Annotated in this window: 16 protein-coding genes; 9 read left to right on the top strand and 7 right to left on the bottom strand. The window is 40.5% G+C overall.

Features of this window, described 5'->3' with window-relative positions:
- Positions 1–32: 32 nt before the first annotated feature.
- Positions 33–1052, bottom strand: coding sequence for an asparaginase (locus B3C94_RS08890; RefSeq protein WP_293902201.1), 1020 nt, complete (start codon positions 1050–1052; stop codon positions 33–35).
- Between the two features lie 12 nt (positions 1053–1064).
- Positions 1065–1832, bottom strand: a complete 768-nt coding sequence (locus tag B3C94_RS08895) for a TatD family hydrolase (RefSeq protein WP_293902203.1) — start codon at positions 1830–1832, stop codon at positions 1065–1067.
- 359 nt (positions 1833–2191) lie between these two features.
- Here B3C94_RS08895 and B3C94_RS08900 point away from each other — a divergent pair, with 359 nt between their 5' ends.
- Genes B3C94_RS08900 through B3C94_RS08910 form a run of 3 tightly spaced genes read left to right on the top strand, consistent with a single transcriptional unit; the run spans position 2192 to position 5725 of the window.
- Entirely contained in the window at positions 2192–3586 is a 1395-nt protein-coding gene (locus B3C94_RS08900; protein ID WP_293902206.1) for a TolC family protein, read from the top strand.
- Position 3587: 1 nt separating this feature from the next.
- A complete protein-coding gene (locus tag B3C94_RS08905) occupies positions 3588–4544 on the top strand; it encodes an HlyD family secretion protein (RefSeq protein ID WP_293902209.1) in 957 nt (318 codons plus the stop codon).
- An 11-nt stretch (positions 4545–4555) separates the two neighbouring features.
- Positions 4556–5725, top strand: a complete 1170-nt coding sequence (locus B3C94_RS08910) for an ABC transporter permease (protein ID WP_293902212.1) — start codon at positions 4556–4558, stop codon at positions 5723–5725.
- Positions 5726–5883: 158 nt separating this feature from the next.
- On the opposite strand, the gene B3C94_RS08915 is transcribed toward B3C94_RS08910, so the two are convergent.
- From B3C94_RS08915 to B3C94_RS08925, 3 genes are all read right to left on the bottom strand, one after another.
- Complete coding sequence (locus tag B3C94_RS08915) at positions 5884–6906, bottom strand: FKBP-type peptidyl-prolyl cis-trans isomerase (RefSeq protein WP_293902215.1); 1023 nt, start codon at positions 6904–6906, stop codon at positions 5884–5886.
- A 23-nt stretch (positions 6907–6929) separates the two neighbouring features.
- A complete protein-coding gene (locus B3C94_RS08920; protein ID WP_293902218.1) occupies positions 6930–7940 on the bottom strand; it encodes a DHH family phosphoesterase in 1011 nt (336 codons plus the stop codon).
- A gap of 118 nt (positions 7941–8058) precedes the next feature.
- Complete coding sequence (locus B3C94_RS08925; protein ID WP_293902221.1) at positions 8059–10698, bottom strand: hypothetical protein; 2640 nt, start codon at positions 10696–10698, stop codon at positions 8059–8061.
- A 410-nt stretch (positions 10699–11108) separates the two neighbouring features.
- Here B3C94_RS08925 and B3C94_RS08930 point away from each other — a divergent pair, with 410 nt between their 5' ends.
- The 5 genes from B3C94_RS08930 to B3C94_RS08950 all read left to right on the top strand — a co-directional run bounded on the left by B3C94_RS08930 (position 11109) and on the right by B3C94_RS08950 (position 17587).
- The gene (locus tag B3C94_RS08930; protein WP_293902224.1) at positions 11109–11498 is read left to right on the top strand and encodes a DUF423 domain-containing protein; all 390 of its coding nucleotides are present in this window, start codon (positions 11109–11111) and stop codon (positions 11496–11498) included.
- 279 nt (positions 11499–11777) lie between these two features.
- A complete protein-coding gene (priA, locus tag B3C94_RS08935; RefSeq protein WP_293902227.1) occupies positions 11778–14261 on the top strand; it encodes a replication restart helicase PriA in 2484 nt (827 codons plus the stop codon).
- Positions 14262–14513: 252 nt separating this feature from the next.
- Positions 14514–15170: a protein-L-isoaspartate(D-aspartate) O-methyltransferase gene (locus B3C94_RS08940; protein WP_293902230.1), complete on the top strand. Its 657-nt coding sequence runs from the start codon at positions 14514–14516 to the stop codon at positions 15168–15170.
- 122 nt (positions 15171–15292) lie between these two features.
- A complete protein-coding gene (locus B3C94_RS08945; RefSeq protein WP_293902233.1) occupies positions 15293–17116 on the top strand; it encodes a MutS-related protein in 1824 nt (607 codons plus the stop codon).
- Positions 17117–17185: 69 nt separating this feature from the next.
- Positions 17186–17587, top strand: a complete 402-nt coding sequence (locus B3C94_RS08950; RefSeq protein ID WP_293902236.1) for an acyl-CoA thioesterase — start codon at positions 17186–17188, stop codon at positions 17585–17587.
- Positions 17588–17753: 166 nt separating this feature from the next.
- Here the strand turns inward: B3C94_RS08950 and B3C94_RS08955 are convergent, their stop codons facing one another.
- Together B3C94_RS08955 and B3C94_RS08960 are read right to left on the bottom strand one after the other, a co-directional pair.
- Positions 17754–18128: a DUF779 domain-containing protein gene (locus tag B3C94_RS08955; protein ID WP_293902239.1), complete on the bottom strand. Its 375-nt coding sequence runs from the start codon at positions 18126–18128 to the stop codon at positions 17754–17756.
- A gap of 63 nt (positions 18129–18191) precedes the next feature.
- On the bottom strand, positions 18192–19694 hold the full coding sequence (locus B3C94_RS08960) for an aldehyde dehydrogenase family protein (protein WP_293902242.1): 1503 nt from the start codon (positions 19692–19694) through the stop codon (positions 18192–18194).
- Between the two features lie 175 nt (positions 19695–19869).
- On the opposite strand from B3C94_RS08960, the gene B3C94_RS08965 reads away from it, so the two are divergent.
- A complete protein-coding gene (locus tag B3C94_RS08965; protein ID WP_293902245.1) occupies positions 19870–20772 on the top strand; it encodes an AraC family transcriptional regulator in 903 nt (300 codons plus the stop codon).
- Position 20773 lies beyond the last annotated feature (1 nt).

Below are 20773 nucleotides of genomic sequence, written 5' to 3' on the forward strand. Positions count from 1 at the left end.
AATCCTTCTGTGTTTTATAGGATTTCTTTTATTTAGTCATTTATAGTCAATTCACCACGAATATCCTTTTCAATCCAATAAGCAACTTCTTTCTGATCTTCCAATTCACCTTGGAGGTACATTAATTTGGTGACAGCCGCTTCAAATGTAAGGTCGTAGCCATTGAGTACGCCGATAGATTTAAGTCCTTGTGAGGTCTCGTAGCGTCCCAATTCAACGGATCCAACTTTACATTGGGAAATATTAAGGATATTTTTACCTTGTTCAATTGCTTCCTTCAGCAAATCCAGGAACCAAGTATCTGTCGTTGTATTTCCCGATCCGAATGTTTCCATGACGATAGATCTTACATCTGAATCCAGAACAGCCTTAATTGTTTGCGCGGAAATTCCAGGAAACAGTTTTAAGACGGCAACTCGATTGTCCAATTTGGTATGTAGGATAAAGTCTTTATCAATATTATTCAATAAGGCATCTGTATTGTATTTGAGGTGGATGCCAGCTTCAACTAATACGGGATAGTTGGGTGATCTGAAAGCCTCAAACTTGGCTGAATTATATTTAAATGAACGATTTCCGCGGAATAACTTGTTGTCGAAAAGAATACATACCTCTTGTATGATAGAGATGCCATCTTGCTTTGCGGAGGCGATTTCCAATGCTGTCATCATATTTTCCCGCGCGTCGGTCCGGATTTCACCGATAGGCAGCTGTGAACCCGATAAAATAACCGGTTTTTGGAGGCCTTCCAACATAAAGCTCAGTACAGAGGCGGTAAAAGCCATTGTATCGGAACCGTGAAGAATAACAAATCCGTCATAATCTGCATAGTTATCCTTAATAATTTGCGCCATTTCGATCCATATCTCAGGCTTCATGTTAGATGAATCGATAATGGGTTCAAAAGAGTGCACGGTCAACTTATAGTCTAAGCGACTTAAATCAGGGAGATTACGTTTGATCAATTCAAAGTCGAAAGGAACAAATGTTCCTGTTTCATCTTTAACCATTCCTATGGTCCCACCTGTGTAGATAATAAAGATATTATGCATTGAGTTTTGAAATTATATACCAAAAATACGTTTTGAATTTTCTGTTGTGATTTCTGCCACTTTTTCGACGGAAATCTGATGGAGGTCAGCTACTTTCTGTGCGACGTAAACTAAATAGCTGCTTTCATTTTCTTTACCACGGAAAGGGACTGGAGCCAAATATGGAGCATCTGTTTCGAGGACAATATGCTTTAAATCGATTTCTTTAACCACATGATCCAACCCTGCTTTTTTAAAGGTGACTACTCCGCCTATGCCTAACGCAAAACCTAAATCAATCGCCTGATGGGCTTGCTCGAGTGTGCCCGTAAAACAATGCAGTACGCCAAACAATTTGTCATCCTGCAGTTCTTCCAATAATTCGAACAATTCTGTAAAGGCTTCTCGGCAGTGGATATCGATCGGTAAATTTAATTCCTTAGCCCATTGAACCTGAGTTCGAAAGGCATCTTTTTGAATTTCAAGCGTGCTTTTATCCCAATAAAGATCCAGCCCAATCTCACCTATGGCATGGACTTTGTTTGTTTCCAAGCTCTTTCGGATGGTGTCTAGCTCTTCCACATAGTTTTCCTTTACATCGCAGGGATGCAATCCAAGCATGGGAAAACAATGTTCTGGATAAGCTGCTACGGTATCAAATACAGGTTTTATGGAAGCGCTATTCACGTTCGGCAAAAAAAGGCGTTGTATGCCATTATCAAAGCAACGTTGGAGGTGTTCTTGCAGTTTTTCGGTTCCTGCATGGTAATAAATGTGTGTATGTGTATCTGTAAGCAACATAGTTTTCTGCGTGGAGGCAGCGGGTTAGGGTAAAAACTTGTTTTTATTATTATCGAATAAAGTGGTCTACTTAATTACCAAAATTTCAATTCGATCTCCAAAGATAACTTATTAATTAACAAAAATGAAAATTAATGCAGGATTCCTTCGACTGAAATGAATTCCTTTTTTGTATCTTGGAAAAAGCCTTCAAGAGGTGGTCAGCTCTTGACGTCATGAAAGCAGTAACAAAAGTGATGAATACCTCTGATTAGAACATTCAATAAAAAGTGTCAGAAGTCAAACATACCGTAAGATTTGCTGTTAAACAGATAGACGAGGCGGTTGTTGTCCTATTTTTATAAGAATAAATGAATCATATGATGAATAAGAAGTTATGCCTGGGTTTATTGACTTTGGCGTCGGTTATGTTTTTAAACAAACTACCTGCACAATCCCTGATTGACCCATCGGTAAAAGATATTATTCAAAAAGCCTTTCAAACAAATAAAGAATTGAAGTTGAAGGCCTACGAAGTTGATAAGGCAAAACTGGAAGCAGAGGGGGTAAAAGCAAATCGGCTGCCCCATGTTTCGGCACTTGGGTTGTACGGCTATGTGCACAGCAATGGGAGTGTGGACATCCCTACGGTTAATATTCCTTTATTGAATCTGGGTTTGTTTGAAGGTGCAACCGGATTTAGTATGCACGGGCAAGCGGCCTATGCCGGTGTCTCGGTCAAGCAGATTATTTTCTCGGGATTACAGATTCCGAATGGAATAAAGGCATTGCAGGAGAAAGCCCTTGCCCAGCAATATTTGGAATCGGCGAGTCGCGAGACATTATCAAAGGATATTATCGCTTCTTTTGATCAGCTTATGCTTTTGGATGAAGTGGATAAATTGATTGTAGATTCGGAAAAACGGTTAAAGAAAGAGCAGGAAAAGGTAAATAAAGCTATTCAGAATGGACTTGCAATTCCTTATGATCGAGATAAATTGAAATTGGCCTTGCTTGAACTGGAAGAGAAAAAAGTGGAAGTTTCGGGCAATCGGGATCTGCTCTGTCAAAAGATCGAACAGGAAACAGGGGTGTCTTTTCAAGAAGTAGGCGGAATTCATTATGGCCTTAAACCCATCTTTTTATCCGAATTACCCCAGGATGTCGAACAGCGATCTGAACTTAAAGCACTGGAAGCGTCTTCCAAAGCCTATGAATACCTTTATAAGAAAGAGAAAGGGGGAGCTCTTCCCGCGGTCTTTGCCTTTGGATCCGCAAACTATCTGAATGTATTTAACTCTAAACTCACTGTTAAAGATCAACCTCTATTCGGGAACGTCAACTTACCGCTCAATTCTATAAAAGGCAGTCCAAATTTACTCGTCGGAGTGGGGGTGAAATGGGACCTATATACCGGAGGAGAGCATCACAATAAGATTAAAAAAGTTAAACTCGATCAAAATATCAATACCACCAAACGGGAAGATACGCAGGAAAAGTTAAATCTATTATTGAGCAAGAATACAGTGACCTATACAACTGGCAACCAAAAGTTGAAAGTAGGGGAACAGCAGCTGAAAGTTGCCGAAAATAACCTTTCTATGGCTGTCAAACAGTATCAAGCAGGATTGATTGATGTGACCGAGCTGCTGGCTGCTGAAAACGATTGGTACAAAGTTAATTTGGGCTATTTTAATAATGTGTTGCAGCAACGTACTGCTGCAGTTGAATTACTACATACATCAGGAAAATTATTGCAAACTATACATGAGTAAGATGAAGAATTTATATGGGATATTGTCTCTGTCTATTTTTGTTTCTTGTACAAATCAAGTGAAAGAGAAGGCTATTGAAGGGAAGGTAGAGCGTGAGCAAGTGACAGTTGTAACCAAAGTTCCGGGAAAGATCGCAAAACTTCTGGTTGAGGAAGGGGATTTCGTGCATGCGGGCGATACCCTGGCCATTTTGAGTATTCCCGAAGTGGATGCTAAAGAGGAGCAGGCAAAAGGTGCTTTACAGTCTGCTGATGCGCAATATAATATGGCCGTTAAGGGAGCTACAAAAGGACAATTGGTACAATTGCAGGCTAAAGTAGACGGTCTAAAGGAACAATATGAATTTGCCAAAAAATCAATAGGTAGGCTGGATGCGCTTTTGCAAGACAGCCTCATTCCGCAGCAGAAGTATGATGAAACCTATGCGAAATACCAAGGTGCAAAAAATCAGTACCTCGCTGCTCAGGCTGAATTGGCCGAAGCGAAAGGTGGCGCTAGAAAGGAACAGCAGATGATGGCCTTGGGACAGAAAGAACGTGCGCTAGGGGCGGTATCTGAAGTTAATGTTGCTGCACAGGAAAAATATGTAATAGCCCCACAGGACATGAGCGTGGAGACGATTAACCTAAAGGTCGGGGAACTGGCCATGGCAGGTTATCCGATTATTAATGGCTTTCTTGACCGATCAACCTATTTTAGGTTTACATTGCCCGAAAATCAAATTGGAAAAGTCCAAAAAGGCGGATCTGTCGACGTAGAAATTCCTTATTTGAACCATAAAAAGATTAAAGCGAAGGTGATTAGTATTAAAGCCTTGAATTCTTATGCAAGCATTGCTTCTGCTTATCCTGATTTTGATCCGCAACAGGCTGTGTTTGAATTAAAAGTTGTACCTGTGGACGCTGCAGAGGCAAAGGATTTGTTAACTAAAACGCTTGTGGTTCTCCATGCAAATTAAAGGGCTTGACTGTGAAAAAATTTTTAGAATTGATCCAACGGGAGTTTAAGCTCTTCTTCAATAATAAAGTGTTATTGATGCTTTTTCTGGGGGCACCCGTATTGTATGGTGTCTTAGTGGGGCATGTTTATCAACAAGGTAAAGTAACTCAGATGCCAATTATCGTGGTCGACGAGGATCATAGCCCCTTAAGCAGTTCATTTATTGATATGCTTTCAGATAATGAGAGTATTGAAGTTGCCCGTGTATTGCCTTCCTTATTTGATTCGAAGGATATTGCTATGCAATATGAGGCAACGACAATTGTGCATATTCCCAAAGGCTTTGCATCTGGCGTTCAACAAGGACGTTTACCCGAGATGACGGTTTTTGTTGATGGAGCAAATACGCTGACCTCTAATACGGCAATGATGGCGGTCAATGTCTGTGCTTCGACCCTTAAGGCAGGGATACAGATTCAGGCGCAAATGAAGCGTGGTGTTCCGGCAAAGGTTGCCGCACAGCAGTACGAACCTTTTAAGACAACTTTTGTCAAGCAGAATATTCGAAGTGGGAATTACCTTTATTTTATGCTGCCCGGAGTACTGATTACCGTGTTGCAGCAGGTTTTGCTTTTGGGGCTGGCCTTGTCTTTTTCGTCGGAATTTGAAGGGAATACGTTTCCGGAGCTTGTCAAGAAGATCGCTAATCCGGTGGGGCTTATTCTTGTCAAAATACTGCCCTATGTGCTGATGTCCATAGGGATCTTGTTGTTATATTGGGGCTTTGGCCAGTATTACCGTATGCCTTTGCATGCTGATTTTGGTCGCTTTGTCCTGTGTACTTTTGTCTTTTTACTCGCTGTCTGTTTTATAGGTGTACTCGTTAGTATCCTACTGCCATCGCAGCTGAAATCGACGGAAGTCCTTATGGTTATTGCAACACCAGCATTTATCTTGAGCGGATTTACCTGGCCGTCGAGTTTGATGCCGGAATGGGTGCAGGCTATCGCGAATGTTATCCCATCCACACATTATCTTCGGATTTTTAGGTTGATGTTTATTCAGCATGCGGAAAATTATCATACCGATAAGGCGCTTATTGCACTGACGATCATTATGGTTATTAGTTTTATATTGGCTGCTGTCGTGCTTTGGATGAAGATAAGGAAGATTAAAAAAGAAGAGAAGAAGGCCGCATAGCGGATCCATTACCAACAAAACCTGCACGATTTTGCAGGCACCAACAGCAATGAAAGCGAACTGAAGATTCTTTCTAGCCAATATCAGCAGACACTTTCAAAAAAAAACGGTTCCATCGAGATGAAACCGTTTTTTTTAAACTGAAAATTACAGTCAAATTATTTTTTTGCTGCTGGAGCTTTAGTTGCAGGTGCTGTTGCCGCTGGAGCAGTCGTTCCAGTTGGTGCTACCATACCCGGAGTTGTCGCTGTAGGAGCAGGAACTTTTCCTGGTTTGATATCCAATACTTCTACTTCAAATACCAAAGGAGCATATGGAGGGATAACACCTGAAGGGCGATCGCCATAAGCCAAAGATGAAGGAATTACCAACGTTGCTTTAGTGCCTTTGTTAAACAATTGGAAAGCTTCAGTCCATCCTGGGATAACACCATCAACACCCAATTGGAATTTCAATGCTTCATAAGGACGTTGCGCGTTGAAAATTTTCTCTTTTTTAGCCACATCTGGAAGGTTAGTATCAAATACTTTTCCTGTAGTCAATGAACCTACATAATTAACGTGGATAGAATCTCCAACTTTAGCATTTGCACCTGTTCCAGGTTTAGTGATTACATATTGAAGACCTGAAGCTGTTTTTGTTGTTTTCAAGCTTTTATCCTTGATGTATTTTTCAAGTTTAGCTGGTTCAGCAGCTTTGTGCTTGTTCAATTCTTCTTCAAAATATTTCTGAACTTGTTCGCCTAATTGTTGATCAGTCAATTTTCCTTTTTTGAAGTGTTTTTTGACTTTGATCGAATAAACAATGAATTTATCTGCAAACTCTGGTTTTGGTTGATGTGTTTTAGCAGCCATAGAATCCAAGTTGATTTTGAATACTAAGCTATCGCCTTCACCTACATATTTGAATAAACCAGTAGGGTCACCTGGATTTTTTGCAATAATACTGTCTGGATATAATTGAACGATTTGAGGGACTCCCATGTCATATGTACTTTGCATTGTAGAATCTCTGTCCGTTTTCACAACCATGTCAAGTGCTAATAAATCGCCTGATACTGCTTTTTCTTTGGCATTATCATCAACGATTTTATACTCAAGACCACCTTCAGCCTTTTTGAATTTTTGGCATGACGTCATCAAAAGACCGGCAGCCGCGAAAAATAGAATTGCTTTCTTCATTTTCTAATGTATGTTACGATATCTTATTTTGTTAATATTTCTTTATAATTTGGTAAAACCGATTTGAATTTTGCAATTACCGCTTCAAGACTTTCTTTTGAATTACCACCTGAAGCGTTAAGATGCCCGCCCCCATTGAAATACAATTTACAGATCTCATTGCAGGGAACTTCTCCAATCGAACGCAAAGATAGTTTAATTTGTTCATTTCTGTCAATAATTAACGCAGCCAATCGAATTCCTTTGATAGAAAGTGCATAATTGACTAACCCTTCGGTATCACCGGTGATAACTTCAAACTGCGTGAGATCCGCTTTAGTCACATGGATAATGGCGGTATTATATTCATGGATAACCTGTAGACGGTTGAGCAAACAGAAACCGAGGAACTTTAGACGACTTTCAGACGAACTATTGTAAATTTCTTCGTGAATCGCCCAATTTTGTGCACCACAATCAATGAGCGATGCGATGATTCGGTGAATTTCTGCTGTCGTCGAACGGAAACGGAAGGAGCCGGTATCGGTCATAATGCCGGTATAGAGGCAGGTTGCCATATCAGCACTAATATGATCCGAATCTTGCATTTCATGGACTAAGAAGCGATAGATCAATTGTGCCGTCGCTGCAGCAGATGGATCCCAAAAAGCGTAATCTTCAAATCCTTCCGGATCTAAATGGTGATCGATCATGCATTTGATTCCTTTTGCCTGACGAATTGGTTCGCCCATTTCGTGGATCCGGGCAAGGCCATTAAAATCTAAGCAGAAGATGAATTCAGCAGCATCAATCTGTTGATTGTGCAGTTCAAGATTCTGTGTATAAATCTGTACATTTTCTAAACCAGGTAACCAATCCAAAAAGGCAGGAAAATCTGATGGTACAATGAGATTTACTTGGTGCCCCTTAGCGGTCAGCCAAAAATATAATCCTAAAGATGATCCCAATGCGTCGCCATCTGGTTTGTAGTGCGTTGTAATTACAATACGTTTTGGTTCAGCCAATAATTCTTTTAATTCTTCCGATTTCAGCATAGTCATATTAAGTCTGCAAACCTACTATAAAAAAATTAGATTAGACAAATTTTTTATAAAGATCTTTTAGCATCTTATTGTATTTGGTGTTGATTTTAAAAAATTGATTTTCAGTATTTTAAAACTTATATACATAGACCTTGAAATCCCGCTTCATGCAGATTAAATAATTGGCATTGTCGCCATAGTTAATCGGGCCATAATAGAACTTAGAGAAACCTTCTACGGGGAATCCTTCCTGGACTAATCCATCAGATCCGAACACATAGATCATGCGGTTGTCGGTTCCAACGCCTATGATATCAGATTTACCTATTCGTTTAAAAAACAAAGGTCTGTTACTGGCCTCTTCGATGAATTTATATTCAAAGTAAGAAGAGGAGTCTCTTGCACTGTATGCATTCAGTTTGTTGTTGGCTAGAATAACAAAGTCTCTGTCTGCTCCACCGCTAATATCTTCAAAATTAAAGAAAGCATCTTTGCTCCAGTCGCCCAGTTTTATTTTTTGGGTTTCGCCTTCGAAAGGAATTTTGAATACGCTACCTCTATTATTTGCCAAGTAAATGAAGGAGTTTTTTTCATCCGATGCCGCAACTAAACCTATCGGATTTTTGACGCTTTCGCCATTGGTATCCATTGTTTTTTTATGGATGATCTTACCATTTTGATCAAAGAAATACACGGAAGCCGTGCTTGTACCGGCAATAATATAATTTGTCTGACCCAGGGTGGTCGTTTTTAAATCGAATAAAATTCGACCATCTACGCTATTGTTTTCAAAGCCCTCCACTTTTTTACCATCGAGGGTATAGGCAAGAATTCGGTCTGTTGCCGGAATATAAATACGCTGCTCTTTATTGAAGTTGGCGATTGTAGCTCCATAAGTTGCCGAGTATGGCAATTCAACGGAGAAGCCGGTCCTGTTTTTACCATCTGGCATAAAACGATATAAACGGCTTTTTGTAACGGCGACAATACTGAGATCCTGTAATTGAATTGGCTCGCCCAAGATTTCACCCTGGAAGAGATTTTGCCAAAGCTCTTTTCCATCCGGTGAAAAGGCGTGTACCGTATGATCCTGTTCTTGAATCAGGATAAATTTGGTCTTACCATCCTGGTCTAAGATCCAGGGTTTATTAATAATCCGGCTCTCCAGCTGGGCTGTCCATTCTGGTTTGCCGCCGAGTCTTGTGTCACTCTTAAAAAGTGCATATAAACTGGATGAAAATGTGCCTTGATTGCCACTTAGCTGATAAGACCATGAGTAGAAATTTTGAAAACCATATTCGTCTTCGTCTTTGAAGTTCTTCGCAAAATCAGATTTTAAGTTATCCAGGATGTTGCTTTCACCAGCTTTAGGTTCTAAATAGAAAGTTACGTTACTGCGGCTGTTCTGTAATGCTGCGTGATTTTTAAAAATTGCTGTTCCTGAGAGAAATTGCTTTTCCCGAAAAGATTCACGATAGTCTCTTAAAATGCCTGTTCGGCTGGCGACGACCATAATATTGTCCACAATGGTAAAATATGGTCTGCTAAAGCTCTTGAATGGTTCGCCAAAGAGCGCATGCAAGAGATTCGAATATTTAAATTGATAGATCGAATCACCGACAGAGGAACTAAATTTCTTAAAGTTATCTGCAAATTGTGTCGAATCGGAAATGCTGATCAAACCTATCGCATCCTGATTATCCAACTCCGCGAGTGCAAATTCATCGTTGAAAATGGGCGCAATAACACTGTCAAAAGATACTTTGGCATCCTCTTCAAAGTTTTTTATGCTCTTGGCCAATCGGCCATCTTCTTTTTGCTGTACCAACAGTGCTTTTAGCGCGCTACGAAAGCTATGTGGATCTGAAATACTGAAGTCTATATAAGATGCTGCATTTTTAGGCAGGTAATTCCCTAAAGCTTGAACCTGGGCTGTCTGGGTCGCAAACAACTGGAGGTAACTGTTTTTGCTCGCCGTGAGGTCTGTTTCACCTTTAAAGATAAAAGCATCCTTTTTAAAATTCATATTCCAGGATGTTTGGCCCTTCAGCGAATCGATCAGGTTGAGATAAGTGCCAAATTTGGATTTCATCAATATTCGAGCGATCTGAGATAGCTGCTCATTGAAAAAGTATAGACTAAGTGGTGTGTTTTTATTGTTGTGATTGACGAAGAACTCAATCTGTTTGGCATTTATTTTCTTGACATTTTTGTCAAAGATCTGAGCGAGTACTTTTTTGGAATAGCTGGCAAAAATGATCTCGTGATCATAGGCACAGTAAAGCGTACTATCTTTACTACCTTGATGAAGACCATAAAAACGTTGTCCTAACGTGTCGAATGGTTGTACCTTATAATTTTTTCCGATATTTCCGATTAGTGTTGCCAACGAATTATTGTCGATACTTTGTCCAACCTGAACACTATACAAGGGGGTAATCTGATCTTTTTCCTGGTGAAAAGAAAGTAATATTTGCTGCCCGGACACGAGAGGTGCTAGCTGTTCACTCTGGAGCAGCTCCTCTTTTAGCCGTTCCAGATTGTTGAAATTCTGTTGACCAATAATAGCTTTAAAAAGTTCATAATCGTTAAAGATCGTGTCTACTGTCTGATCATTGGCAAAAGAGGCAATCGCTAATGTGTTTTCAGGTAAGTATTGTAAAGCTTTAGAATCTTGTTTATTGTTTTTATTGAAGTCTCCGAAAAGATAAATCGTGGCCGCGATGACCGCGATGAATAATAGAACAGTGATGATAATTGTTTTTTTCATCCTTTTATTTTTTTCAATGACTGACTAATCCCGAACGCATATTTATCGATCTATTGACCAATACGAATGAACCCGGATTTCATCAGAACAAATATGTAAGAAGTACTCACTTTTTTGACTTTGAGCAAGTACACTGAACTCGAATTTTTAAACTTTGATGAAGCGATCATGAGGCAAATGTTTATCAAGGATATACCTATCCTTATACGTGTTCCAAGATGTCGTTGAGCAGCACGTTGCTCATGATGATTCATACGTAAAACAAACCTAATAAAAATATATGGGAAGCGGTAGATAATCGTTCCAATAATGCGCCTTTGTAATATAATTTTAACAAAAAATTCCTTATTTTGTTCTGTTTTTAATACATTTATCGCTAGAAACTCATTTTCAGCATTCACTTTAACATAATGAATAAGAAAATCATTTTAGCCGCTTCTTTATTGGGAGCATTAGCTGTAATATTAGGTGCCTTTGGTGCCCATGGTCTAGAAGGAAAGGTAAGTACATATCATATTGACACTTGGAAAACTGCAAATCAGTATCATTTCTATCATACCTTTGCACTGTTATTTTTATCAACTTTTTCGCGCGCAAAAACGTACTCCATTAAAGTATCATTTATTGCTTTTCTTATTGGGATTCTGTTCTTCTCGGGGTCTTTGTATGTATTGAGCGTGCGAGAGATTACAGGCTTTGGTAGCCCATCTATTTTGGGGCCGATTACCCCTTTAGGAGGGCTATCTTTCATCGTAGGCTGGGTGGCACTCTTTATTGCTGCGCTTAAAAATAAATCATAATTTTCCCATTGAATAGGTCTATGCGAATGCGCATTCGTATCGAATATTAGAAAAGCCCTCTTGAATCGATTTCAGGAGGGCTTTTTTGGGTTATTTTATTGATTGCTGAGCGTTTGGTTTTGCTCTTCGGACCTTGGTCTGAAGCCCTATTGTCGCCCTCTTCACTCCGCTTTCATTGCTGTTGGTGTCTGCGAAGTCATGAAGGTTTTATGGATTGCTGAAACCGTGATGACTCTTTGCTTGGAGGTTTTTTGTATTTTTATGCCATAATTTGAATTTATGTCCATTCCACAAGCTACGATTTTTAGTGAAAGAGATACTTTGTTTATTGATGTAGTTCTACCTTTAGCGTTGGCACGAACATATACGTATCGTATTCCGGCTGACTGGAACGATCGGGTGCAGATCGGTGTACGGGTGATCGTACAATTTGGACGGAACAAGATCTATTCGGCAGTGGTAAAGTCAATCAGTCAGGAAGCACCAAAGCGCTATGAGGCAAAATATATTTTGGACATCATTGATGAAAAGCCCATTGTCAATTTAGCACAGTTTAAACTTTGGGATTGGCTGGCTGAATATTACATGTGCAGTTTGGGTGAGGTTATGCAGGCTGCGTTGCCTTCTGCATTAAAACTGGCTAGCGAGACCAAAGTGGTTTCTTCTATTTCCGAAGAGTTTGATCGTTCTACGCTTTCGGATAAAGAATATCTCATTATCGAAGCCCTGGAAGTAGCTGGCGAACTCAAGGTCAATGATATTGTGAAATTGCTGGGACAAAAAACGGTTTTCCCTATATTGAAACAATTGTTTGATAAGGGCATCGTATTGATTTCGGAAGAGATTACGGAAAGATATAAACCCAAGACAAAAGCATTTCTTCGTTTTGCCCCAGACTTCAGGAATGAAGATGCAAAAAGAGAACTATTGGATAGCTTAAACCGGGCACCGAAACAACAGGATGCCGTGCTCGCATTTATGCAACTGGTGAAAAAGACCGAGGAAATTACACGGCCAATGCTGGTTGAAGCTTCGGGCTGCGGAAATGGCGCAGTTACAGCCCTGATTGATAAGGGCGTTTTTGAAATAAAGGAAAAGGTTGTATCCCGATTTCAAGGCGAGGATATTGAATTGGATGCTAATTTTCAATTTAACGAGAATCAGCAACGAGCCTATGATGAAATACAACAGTCTTTTGACGAGAAGGAAGTGACGCTATTGCATGGCGTGACTGCCTCAGGAAAGACACAAATTTATATACGGCTTATAGAGCAGGCAATAGCTGCGGGGAAATCAGCGCTCTATCTCTTGCCCGAGATCGCGTTGACAGCTCAGATTACGGCGCGATTAAAACTTCATTTTGGTGATAAGCTGGGCGTATACCATTCGAAATTTAATGATAATGAACGTGCTGAAGTATGGCATAAAGTGATGAAAAATGAGTTCCAGGTTGTTATCGGGGCGCGTTCTTCTATCTTTTTGCCTTTTCAGGATTTAGGAATTATCATTGTTGATGAGGAGCACGAGAGTTCCTATAAGCAATTTGATCCGGCTCCTCGCTACCATGCCCGTGATACAGCTATCTATCTTGGTTTTTTACACCAAACAAAGGTTCTTTTAGGCTCAGCAACTCCTTCTTTGGAAAGTTATTACAATGCAAAGGCCAAGAAGTATGGCTTTGTCCAGCTGCTTCAACGCTATGGTAATGCGCAATTGCCAAGTATTGAATTGATTAATATTCCCGAAGAAGGAAGAAAAGAAAATATGTTTTCCTATTTTTCAGGAACCTTGTTAAAAGCAATTGAAGAAGCGGTAAAAAATAAAGAGCAGGTTATTTTATTCCAGAATAGACGTGGACATACGACCATGATCCAGTGCAATACCTGTGGATTTGTTGCGAAATGTGTCAACTGTGATGTGAGCTTAACCTATCACAAAAGCTCTAATATGATGCATTGTCATTATTGTGGCCATGTGGAACCTCCGCTTCGTGTTTGTCCGGCCTGCGGTATGCCACATATCGAAAGTAAAGGCTTTGGTACCGAACGGGTAGAAGAGGAACTTGAACTGTTGATGCCTGAAATTCGCATCGGTCGGCTCGATCTTGACTCCACAAAAGGTAAGTACGGTTTTGATAAGATTATTACAGCTTTTGATGAACATGAATTTGACGTGCTGATAGGCACACAGATGGTTGCAAAAGGACTCGATTTTGGACGAGTAAGCCTTATTGGAGTTGTCAATGCAGATACGATTATTAACTTTCCGGATTTCCGTTCATATGAGCGCTCTTTTTCGTTATTTTCTCAGGTAGCGGGCCGTGCAGGTCGACGTGAAGCCGGTGGGAAAGTTATCATCCAGAGTTACACCACCAATCATCGGGTTTTAGAACAGGTGGTCAATAACGATTATGAAGGGATGTTTATGACTGAAATTACAGAACGTAAAAACTACCTTTATCCACCTTTCTATCGTCTTATCCGGATTGATATTAAACATGCCGATTTTCAGAAATGTTACGATTCGGCCAATCGTTTCGCTTCTTCACTGCGCCAGCAGTTGGGAGCAAGGGTATTGGGGCCAGAACCACCTTTAGTTTCGCGTGTAAGGAACAATTTTATTCAGACGATTACTTTAAAGATAGAACGTACAAATATCAGTATTGCCAAAGTCAAGGAGTTGATCCGTTCTGTGTTATTGGATTTTGAAATAGATAAAAGCAATACCGGAGTGCGCGTCCAAATAGATGTTGATCCGTATTAAACCAAAGGATTTTTTTTTGAGAAGCTTCAAATTCCATGAACGGTTAGTGGTGATCTTATCGATGTCATTTTTTTCTTTTTGAAAGAGGTTGATTCATGCAGGGCCTTTAACACGCAACGATGAGTTAACGGCCACTGTTCGTTCAGGTGAAGCGTTGCCTTCAGTTTTCTTGTATATTCGTACTTGACTGGTGTTTAACTATTTGTGATTAGTTCTGTTGAATCTGCCTTTTTAAAAGTAAATTTGAAAATCATGGCGTACAAGTTTATTGATAATTATCGGGAGAAAGGTGCTCGCAAAAAATTGGTGGAGCATCTAAAAAGTCGGGGTATTGCAGACCAAAAAGTCTTGGATGCCATTGGAAAGGTACCACGTCATTATTTTTTTGATGAAACGTTCTGGAATCAAGCTTATCGGGATATTGCTTTTCCTATAGGCGACGGTCAAACGATTTCACAGCCCTATACCGTTGCTTATCAATCGGAATTGCTCCATGTGAAAAAAGGAGATAAGGTGCTGGAAATCGGGACAGGATCCGGTTACCAAACCTGTATTCTATTGGAGCTTGGCGCTGAAGTTTATACCATCGAACGTCAGGAAAATCTGTATCAGCGAACAATTCAGGTATTGCCGTATATGGGGTATAAACCCAATTTCTTTTTGGGTGATGGCTCCAAGGGAATTGAGGCACATGCTCCTTATGATAAGATTATTGTGACCGCGGGGGCACCATTTGTGCCTGAAGTTATGTTGAAACAGCTGAAGATGGGCGGGATATTTGTGATTCCGGTTGGCGACGAAAAGTCGCAAAAGATGATGACGATCATTCGGGTAGGTGAAAATGACTTTGACCGTATTGAACTGGATACCTTTCGTTTTGTACCTTTGGTGGGCGATCAAGCCTGGTAACACCATTTGGCCTGATTCTATGGGCATCAGGTCTCTAAGCGGCAATAGACCGCCCGCCTTATGAAATAGCTGCAAACTCCACGATCGAATTAAAATGCACGTGAAAGAATAAATATTCACTTATGACTCCAACAGCGATATTATATGACCAGAAGCATCAAGAAATAGCTTCAATTGTTCTCAAATTAAATAAGCAAGTCAATACACTGAGTTTGTCGCGGCTATTTGTTATCCTCGGCGGTGGGGCGCTGTTATTTTATACATTTCAACTGGAAAGCCTTGCGCTGGTCTTTTTCTGTTTTTTTGCACTCTTGTTTTTATTCGCTTATCTCGTACGGAAACAGAGCAAGCTTGAGCTTCAAAAAAACTATTTTGAAGCCTATTTGAAAGTTTTGGAAAATGAACGGACACTTGCAGATGGAAAATTAAACATGTATGACCATGGTCAGCATTTTGAAGATGGTAACCATCCTTATAGTTCAGATATGGATGTCTTTGGAACATATTCCCTATTTGCACAATTAAATCGGGCAACGACCAGACAAGGAATTGATCTGTTGGCCTCATGGCTTGATGCACCTCTTCCTAAAGAGCAAATAAAACGCAACCAAGAGGCTTCGCAGGAACTGGAAGCCGAATCTGAATGGATATGGGATTTTCAGGCGAAACTTCTGGTCAATCTGAACCATAAGCTGGACATCAAAACTTTCTTAACGAATTACTTTCAAGACCGGAATTTTCAGTTTGGAAATGCTTTTATGCGATTCTATATCAAAGCAGGTCCCATTTTATTTGTTGTCGCTTTAGCTGGAAGTTTCTTCGTTCCCAAGTTGGCCGGAGTTGCAACATTACTGGGATTATTTCATATTCTCTGGGCATTAGCTAAAGCAGGAAGCGTCAGCCTGTTCTCCTCTCGGATAGATAAGATCGGTGGGGTATTGGGATCCTATGCCGATGCTATTCAATCTATTGAAAGCAAGGAGTGGAAATCGCTTTCCATGCAAGAGATAGCAGGAGAGCTTAAGCGGAGTCATGGAGGGGAATCCATTTCGTTTGCTTTTAAAAAACTTGCTGGCCTTATTAATAATCTGGATGCACGGAATAATGTATTTGTTGGAATATTTCTGAACTTATTTCTGCTCTGGGATTTTAGACAGGTGTTGGCCATTGTCGACTGGAAAAATAAATATGAGCATGAGATACTAAATTCATTCGATACCTTGGCCAAGGTTGAGGCGGTAACGAGTCTGGCTATTTGGAAGAGGAACCATTCGTCCTATTGTTATCCTGTGATTTTGGACAATCCATTGAAAGATCAGATTGAAGCACGAGGATTATATCACCCCCTGATCCCAATCGATCAGGTCGTTGCCAATGATTATAGCAGCCGTGATCATCGTATTGCTTTGGTAACAGGGTCCAACATGGCTGGTAAAAGCACATTTCTGCGGACAGTAGGTATTAATGCAATTTTGGCCTATGCGGGGGCAGCAGTGGCAGCAACTTCTTTTCAACTGCCGATTTATAAACTGATATCCTATATGCGGATCAAGGATAACCTGAATGAAAGTACGTCAACTTTTAAGGCCGAGCTGAATCGTATGAAGTTCATATTGGATACTGTCGAAGCTTATAACGACAGCTTTTTCCTTATTGACGAGATGCTTCGGGGTACAAATTCGGTGGATAAATATCTTGGATCCAGGGCAATTATAAAAAAACTGGTCCGGATGGATGGAAAAGGGATGGTGGCTACACATGATCTGCAGCTTTCGAGTTTACAAGAAGAATTTCCAGGAGACATCAAAAATTATCATTTTGATATTCGTGTCGATGAAGGGCAGATGCTGTTTGATTATAAACTCAAAATTGGTGAATGCAAGATATTTAATGCCTCTCTCTTGTTAAAGGGGATAGGTGTGGATATCGACGAAAATATGGAATAAAAATGACGTAACTGAGGCTAGATTGGTTTACATTTGTCTCCTCTTAAATCCACTAAATAGAAACAATAAATGACTTTACAAGAACGTATTGATTTATCAGAAACACGTGTCTGCAGTACCGTGTTTCCATTTTTGACGAATCATCACGATACTTTGTTCGGCGGTAAGGCGATGTCCATTATGGACGAAGTGTCTTTTATGGCTGCAACGCGATTCTGTCGCAAAACTTTGGTAACGGTATCAACAGACCGTATCGATTTCAATAAGGCCATTCCCTCTGGGAGTATTATAGAAGCTATCGCAAGAGTTCAAAATGTTGGGCGAACCAGCTTGAAGGTGAAAGTCGAAATATTTTTGGAACATATGTACAAGGAAGGAAGAGAGCTGGCCATCGAGGGTATTTTTACATTTGTTGCCCTGGATGAAAATAAACAGCCGATCCCAGTACTTGAAGGTTTAGATATTGAATAAAGTATCCCGTTCCGAATGAGCGCATTCTTCAGAGATTTTAGAAAAATTATAGCATTGAAACGGGGGGCTTTTTAGACAACCCCTTTTTTTCTTGGAGAGATTGGCCGAAGAATTTGTTGGCCTTTTTCGTAACTATTGTGATTCTATGGGCTTATACACTTTGTTATCATTCGTTTCTCTTGATTGGGCTAAGATTACTGAGCTCTTCAGGAGTAAATAGTCTATAGTGAACTTTGAATGTTTTGCCGAGCGGGGTCTCCAGTGAAAAACCTCCCGGGCCAAATCCGTCCAGCACATCCAAGGTAAAATGCGCATATTTCCAATATTCAAAAAGATCTCGATCAACCCAAAATTCGTAGCCCGCTGCTAAGCCGATCATGGCATCGTTTGTTCGTGGAAAATACCCGCCTTTTTCAAAACACTGGGGTTGGGTGCCTTCACAGCAACCTCCCGCTTGATAGAACATCAATTCGCCATGTTTTGCTTCAAGTTCGTGAATGAGCGCTTTTGCTTTATCTGTAACATCCAGTCTATTTATCATGGTTAAATTAGATTATGTTTATGAGTTCACCAATCCTAAACACAGCGGAAAAGGTGGCTTTACCTAAAAGAATCCAAGTTTTTCCTTACTATAGGATATCAGCATGTTTTTAGCCTGCCTGTAATGGGCAAGCATCATTTTGTGGTTTTCACGGCCAATTCCCGATTGCTTGTAGCCCCCAAATGGAGCACCAGCCGGGTAGGAGTGATATTGGTTTACCCATACACGGCCCGCTTGTATGGCACGTGGAACCTGGTAAAGCTGATGTGCATCTCGGGTCCATACACCTGCGCCTAGACCATACATGGTGTCGTTGGCGATGGCGATTGCTTCCTGTTCATCTTTGAATGTGGTAACAGCCAATACCGGCCCGAAGATCTCTTCCTGAAAAATCCGCATGCTGTTGTTGCCTTTGAAAAGGGTAGGTTTGATGTAGTAGCCCTCTTCAAAGCCTTCGCCAACATTATTTTCATCACCTCCGGTCAATACTTCTGCTCCTTCTTCTTTACCAAGCTTAATATAAGACATGATTTTATCCTTTTGGATCTTAGATGCCTGAGCCCCCATCATCGTTGCTGGATCTAATGGATCTCCAACTTTGATCTGATTAACCCGATCGATGACCTTAGCGATGAATTTTTCGTAGATGTCCTCCTGGATCAGTAAACGGGAAGGACATGTACAAATTTCTCCTTGATTGAGCGCGAATAATACAGCACCCTCAATTGCTTTATCCAAAAATGCATCATCGGCGTCCATAACGGAACTGAAAAAGATATTCGGCGATTTCCCGCCCAATTCAAGCGTTACCGGAATGATATTTTCAGTAGCATATTGCATCACTAAACGTCCTGTTGCTGTTGAACCTGTGAAAGCTGCTTTAGAAACTTTGGGATTGGTAACCAAGGAGCGACCAAGCTCTGCGCCGAAACCATTGACAATATTGACTACGCCGGCAGGAATCAAATCGCCGATGATCTCCATCAGGACAAGAATAGATGCAGGTGTACTTTCGGCTGGTTTTAGGACGACAGTGTTTCCTGCTGCAAGAGCCGGTGCCAGTTTCCATACCGCCATGAGAATAGGAAAATTCCACGGAATAATCTGTGCGACAACGCCTATGGGTTCGTGTACAATTAGCGAAACGGTATTGCTGTCCAATTCGCTAATGGACCCCTCTTCAGCCCGGATTACACCAGCAAAATATCGGAAATGATCGATGGCTAATGGGATATCGGCATTTATGGTTTCGCGGACTGCTTTTCCATTGTCTATGGTCTCAACTGCTGCAATATATTCTAAATTTGCTTCAATACGGTCTGCGATTTTATTCAGGATGATGCTTCGTTCGGTGGCGGAGGTTTTTCCCCAAGTTTCAAAAGCCTTGGCTGCGGTATCGACAGCGAAATCCAGATCTTCTTTTGTTGAATGGGCAACTTGGGTAAACACTTTTCCGTCTACTGGCGAGATATTATCGAAATATTTTCCCTGAATTGGTGCAACAAATTTGCCGCCGATGTAGTTGTCGTATCGTTCTTTGAACGAGGGTCTTTTAATTGCGCTCATATAGTTTATTATTAATTATTTTTTAATCCCTTCTTATCAAAGTTAGCCAGCAATTATTCATTCCTATAGCAGTATTGATTCAAAGCATAGCACGATTGTCGCAAATGGCCTTGAGGAATTTTTCTGCTTTTTTATTATATTTGATTGACTGCCAATTATATTAAATTGTTGCACTATGGGAGATAGGACGTTAATTCATACATTGCCGTTTTCGCAGGCAGGGGAGCTTAGTACATTGGTTGAGAACCGACGCGCATTTACGTTAGATAGCTTAGAACTTAATATCTACGAGACGTATCGAGTCTCACAGCATGTACCTTTGTGTTTCGATGATCTGGTTATGATTAACATGATCCAAGGGAAAAAAATTATGCATCTGGAGAATATAAAGGCCTTCGACTACTTGCCGGGTCAGATGATGGTCTTGCCAGCGTTGGTAGGTATGCACATTGATTTCCCGGAGGCGACCCTCGAAAGACCTACACAATGTACGGCCTTAACTATTCATAAAGAAAAGATAGCAGCAGTTTTGGACTATCTAAACGAGTTTTACCCAAAAGAACAGCGTAGTCAGTGGAATATCGATCCAGAGCTTTTTCATCTTTACAATTCGACTGAGCTTGCCGATTTGGTGAACAAGTTGTTTCAGATCATTATTAGCGAAAATCCGCTTAAAGATGTACTGGCAGATTTGACTTTTAAAGAGCTTACGATAAGGCTACTTCAATCACAGTCATTGATTGCCTTAAAAATAGGGAAGTCACCCAATAAGGTTCTGTTACATTTGCAACAATTTATTCAGAAACACATTACAGAGAAAATTTCAATTGGTTTGCTGGAGCGGACTGCCCACATGAGCAAAGCGAGCCTTACGCGGATGTTTAACCGTGAGCTAGGACTCAGCCCAATGGAGTATGTGATCCAACAGCGTATTGAAAAAGCTAAAAAAATACTTATGCTCACCCGTAGTGTAAAAGAATCTTGTTATGGAGCGGGATTTAATGATGTTAACTACTTTGTTCGGCTTTTTAAAAATAGGGTAGGAATGACGCCAGGCGCATTTGTCCTGGCGCGGTAAT

The sequence above is a fragment of the Sphingobacterium sp. UBA5670 genome (genome assembly GCF_002420705.1).
GTDB lineage: Bacteria > Bacteroidota > Bacteroidia > Sphingobacteriales > Sphingobacteriaceae > Sphingobacterium.

What these genes read in the sequence shown, in the direction of transcription:
- B3C94_RS08930 (WP_293902224.1), top strand. Translation starts at nt 11,109, where the DNA reads ATGAATAAGAAAATCATTTTAGCCGCTTCTTTATTGGGAGCATTAGCT.
- B3C94_RS08925 (WP_293902221.1), bottom strand. Translation starts at nt 10,698, where the DNA reads ATGAAAAAAACAATTATCATCACTGTTCTATTATTCATCGCGGTCATC.
- B3C94_RS08960 (WP_293902242.1), bottom strand. Translation starts at nt 19,694, where the DNA reads ATGAGCGCAATTAAAAGACCCTCGTTCAAAGAACGATACGACAACTAC.
- B3C94_RS08955 (WP_293902239.1), bottom strand. Translation starts at nt 18,128, where the DNA reads ATGATAAATAGACTGGATGTTACAGATAAAGCAAAAGCGCTCATTCAC.
- priA (WP_293902227.1), top strand. Translation starts at nt 11,778, where the DNA reads ATGTCCATTCCACAAGCTACGATTTTTAGTGAAAGAGATACTTTGTTT.
- B3C94_RS08895 (WP_293902203.1), bottom strand. Translation starts at nt 1,832, where the DNA reads ATGTTGCTTACAGATACACATACACACATTTATTACCATGCAGGAACC.
- B3C94_RS08905 (WP_293902209.1), top strand. Translation starts at nt 3,588, where the DNA reads ATGAAGAATTTATATGGGATATTGTCTCTGTCTATTTTTGTTTCTTGT.
- B3C94_RS08965 (WP_293902245.1), top strand. Translation starts at nt 19,870, where the DNA reads ATGGGAGATAGGACGTTAATTCATACATTGCCGTTTTCGCAGGCAGGG.
- B3C94_RS08890 (WP_293902201.1), bottom strand. Translation starts at nt 1,052, where the DNA reads ATGCATAATATCTTTATTATCTACACAGGTGGGACCATAGGAATGGTT.
- B3C94_RS08915 (WP_293902215.1), bottom strand. Translation starts at nt 6,906, where the DNA reads ATGAAGAAAGCAATTCTATTTTTCGCGGCTGCCGGTCTTTTGATGACG.
- B3C94_RS08950 (WP_293902236.1), top strand. Translation starts at nt 17,186, where the DNA reads ATGACTTTACAAGAACGTATTGATTTATCAGAAACACGTGTCTGCAGT.
- B3C94_RS08920 (WP_293902218.1), bottom strand. Translation starts at nt 7,940, where the DNA reads ATGCTGAAATCGGAAGAATTAAAAGAATTATTGGCTGAACCAAAACGT.
- B3C94_RS08900 (WP_293902206.1), top strand. Translation starts at nt 2,192, where the DNA reads ATGATGAATAAGAAGTTATGCCTGGGTTTATTGACTTTGGCGTCGGTT.
- B3C94_RS08945 (WP_293902233.1), top strand. Translation starts at nt 15,293, where the DNA reads ATGACTCCAACAGCGATATTATATGACCAGAAGCATCAAGAAATAGCT.
- B3C94_RS08940 (WP_293902230.1), top strand. Translation starts at nt 14,514, where the DNA reads ATGGCGTACAAGTTTATTGATAATTATCGGGAGAAAGGTGCTCGCAAA.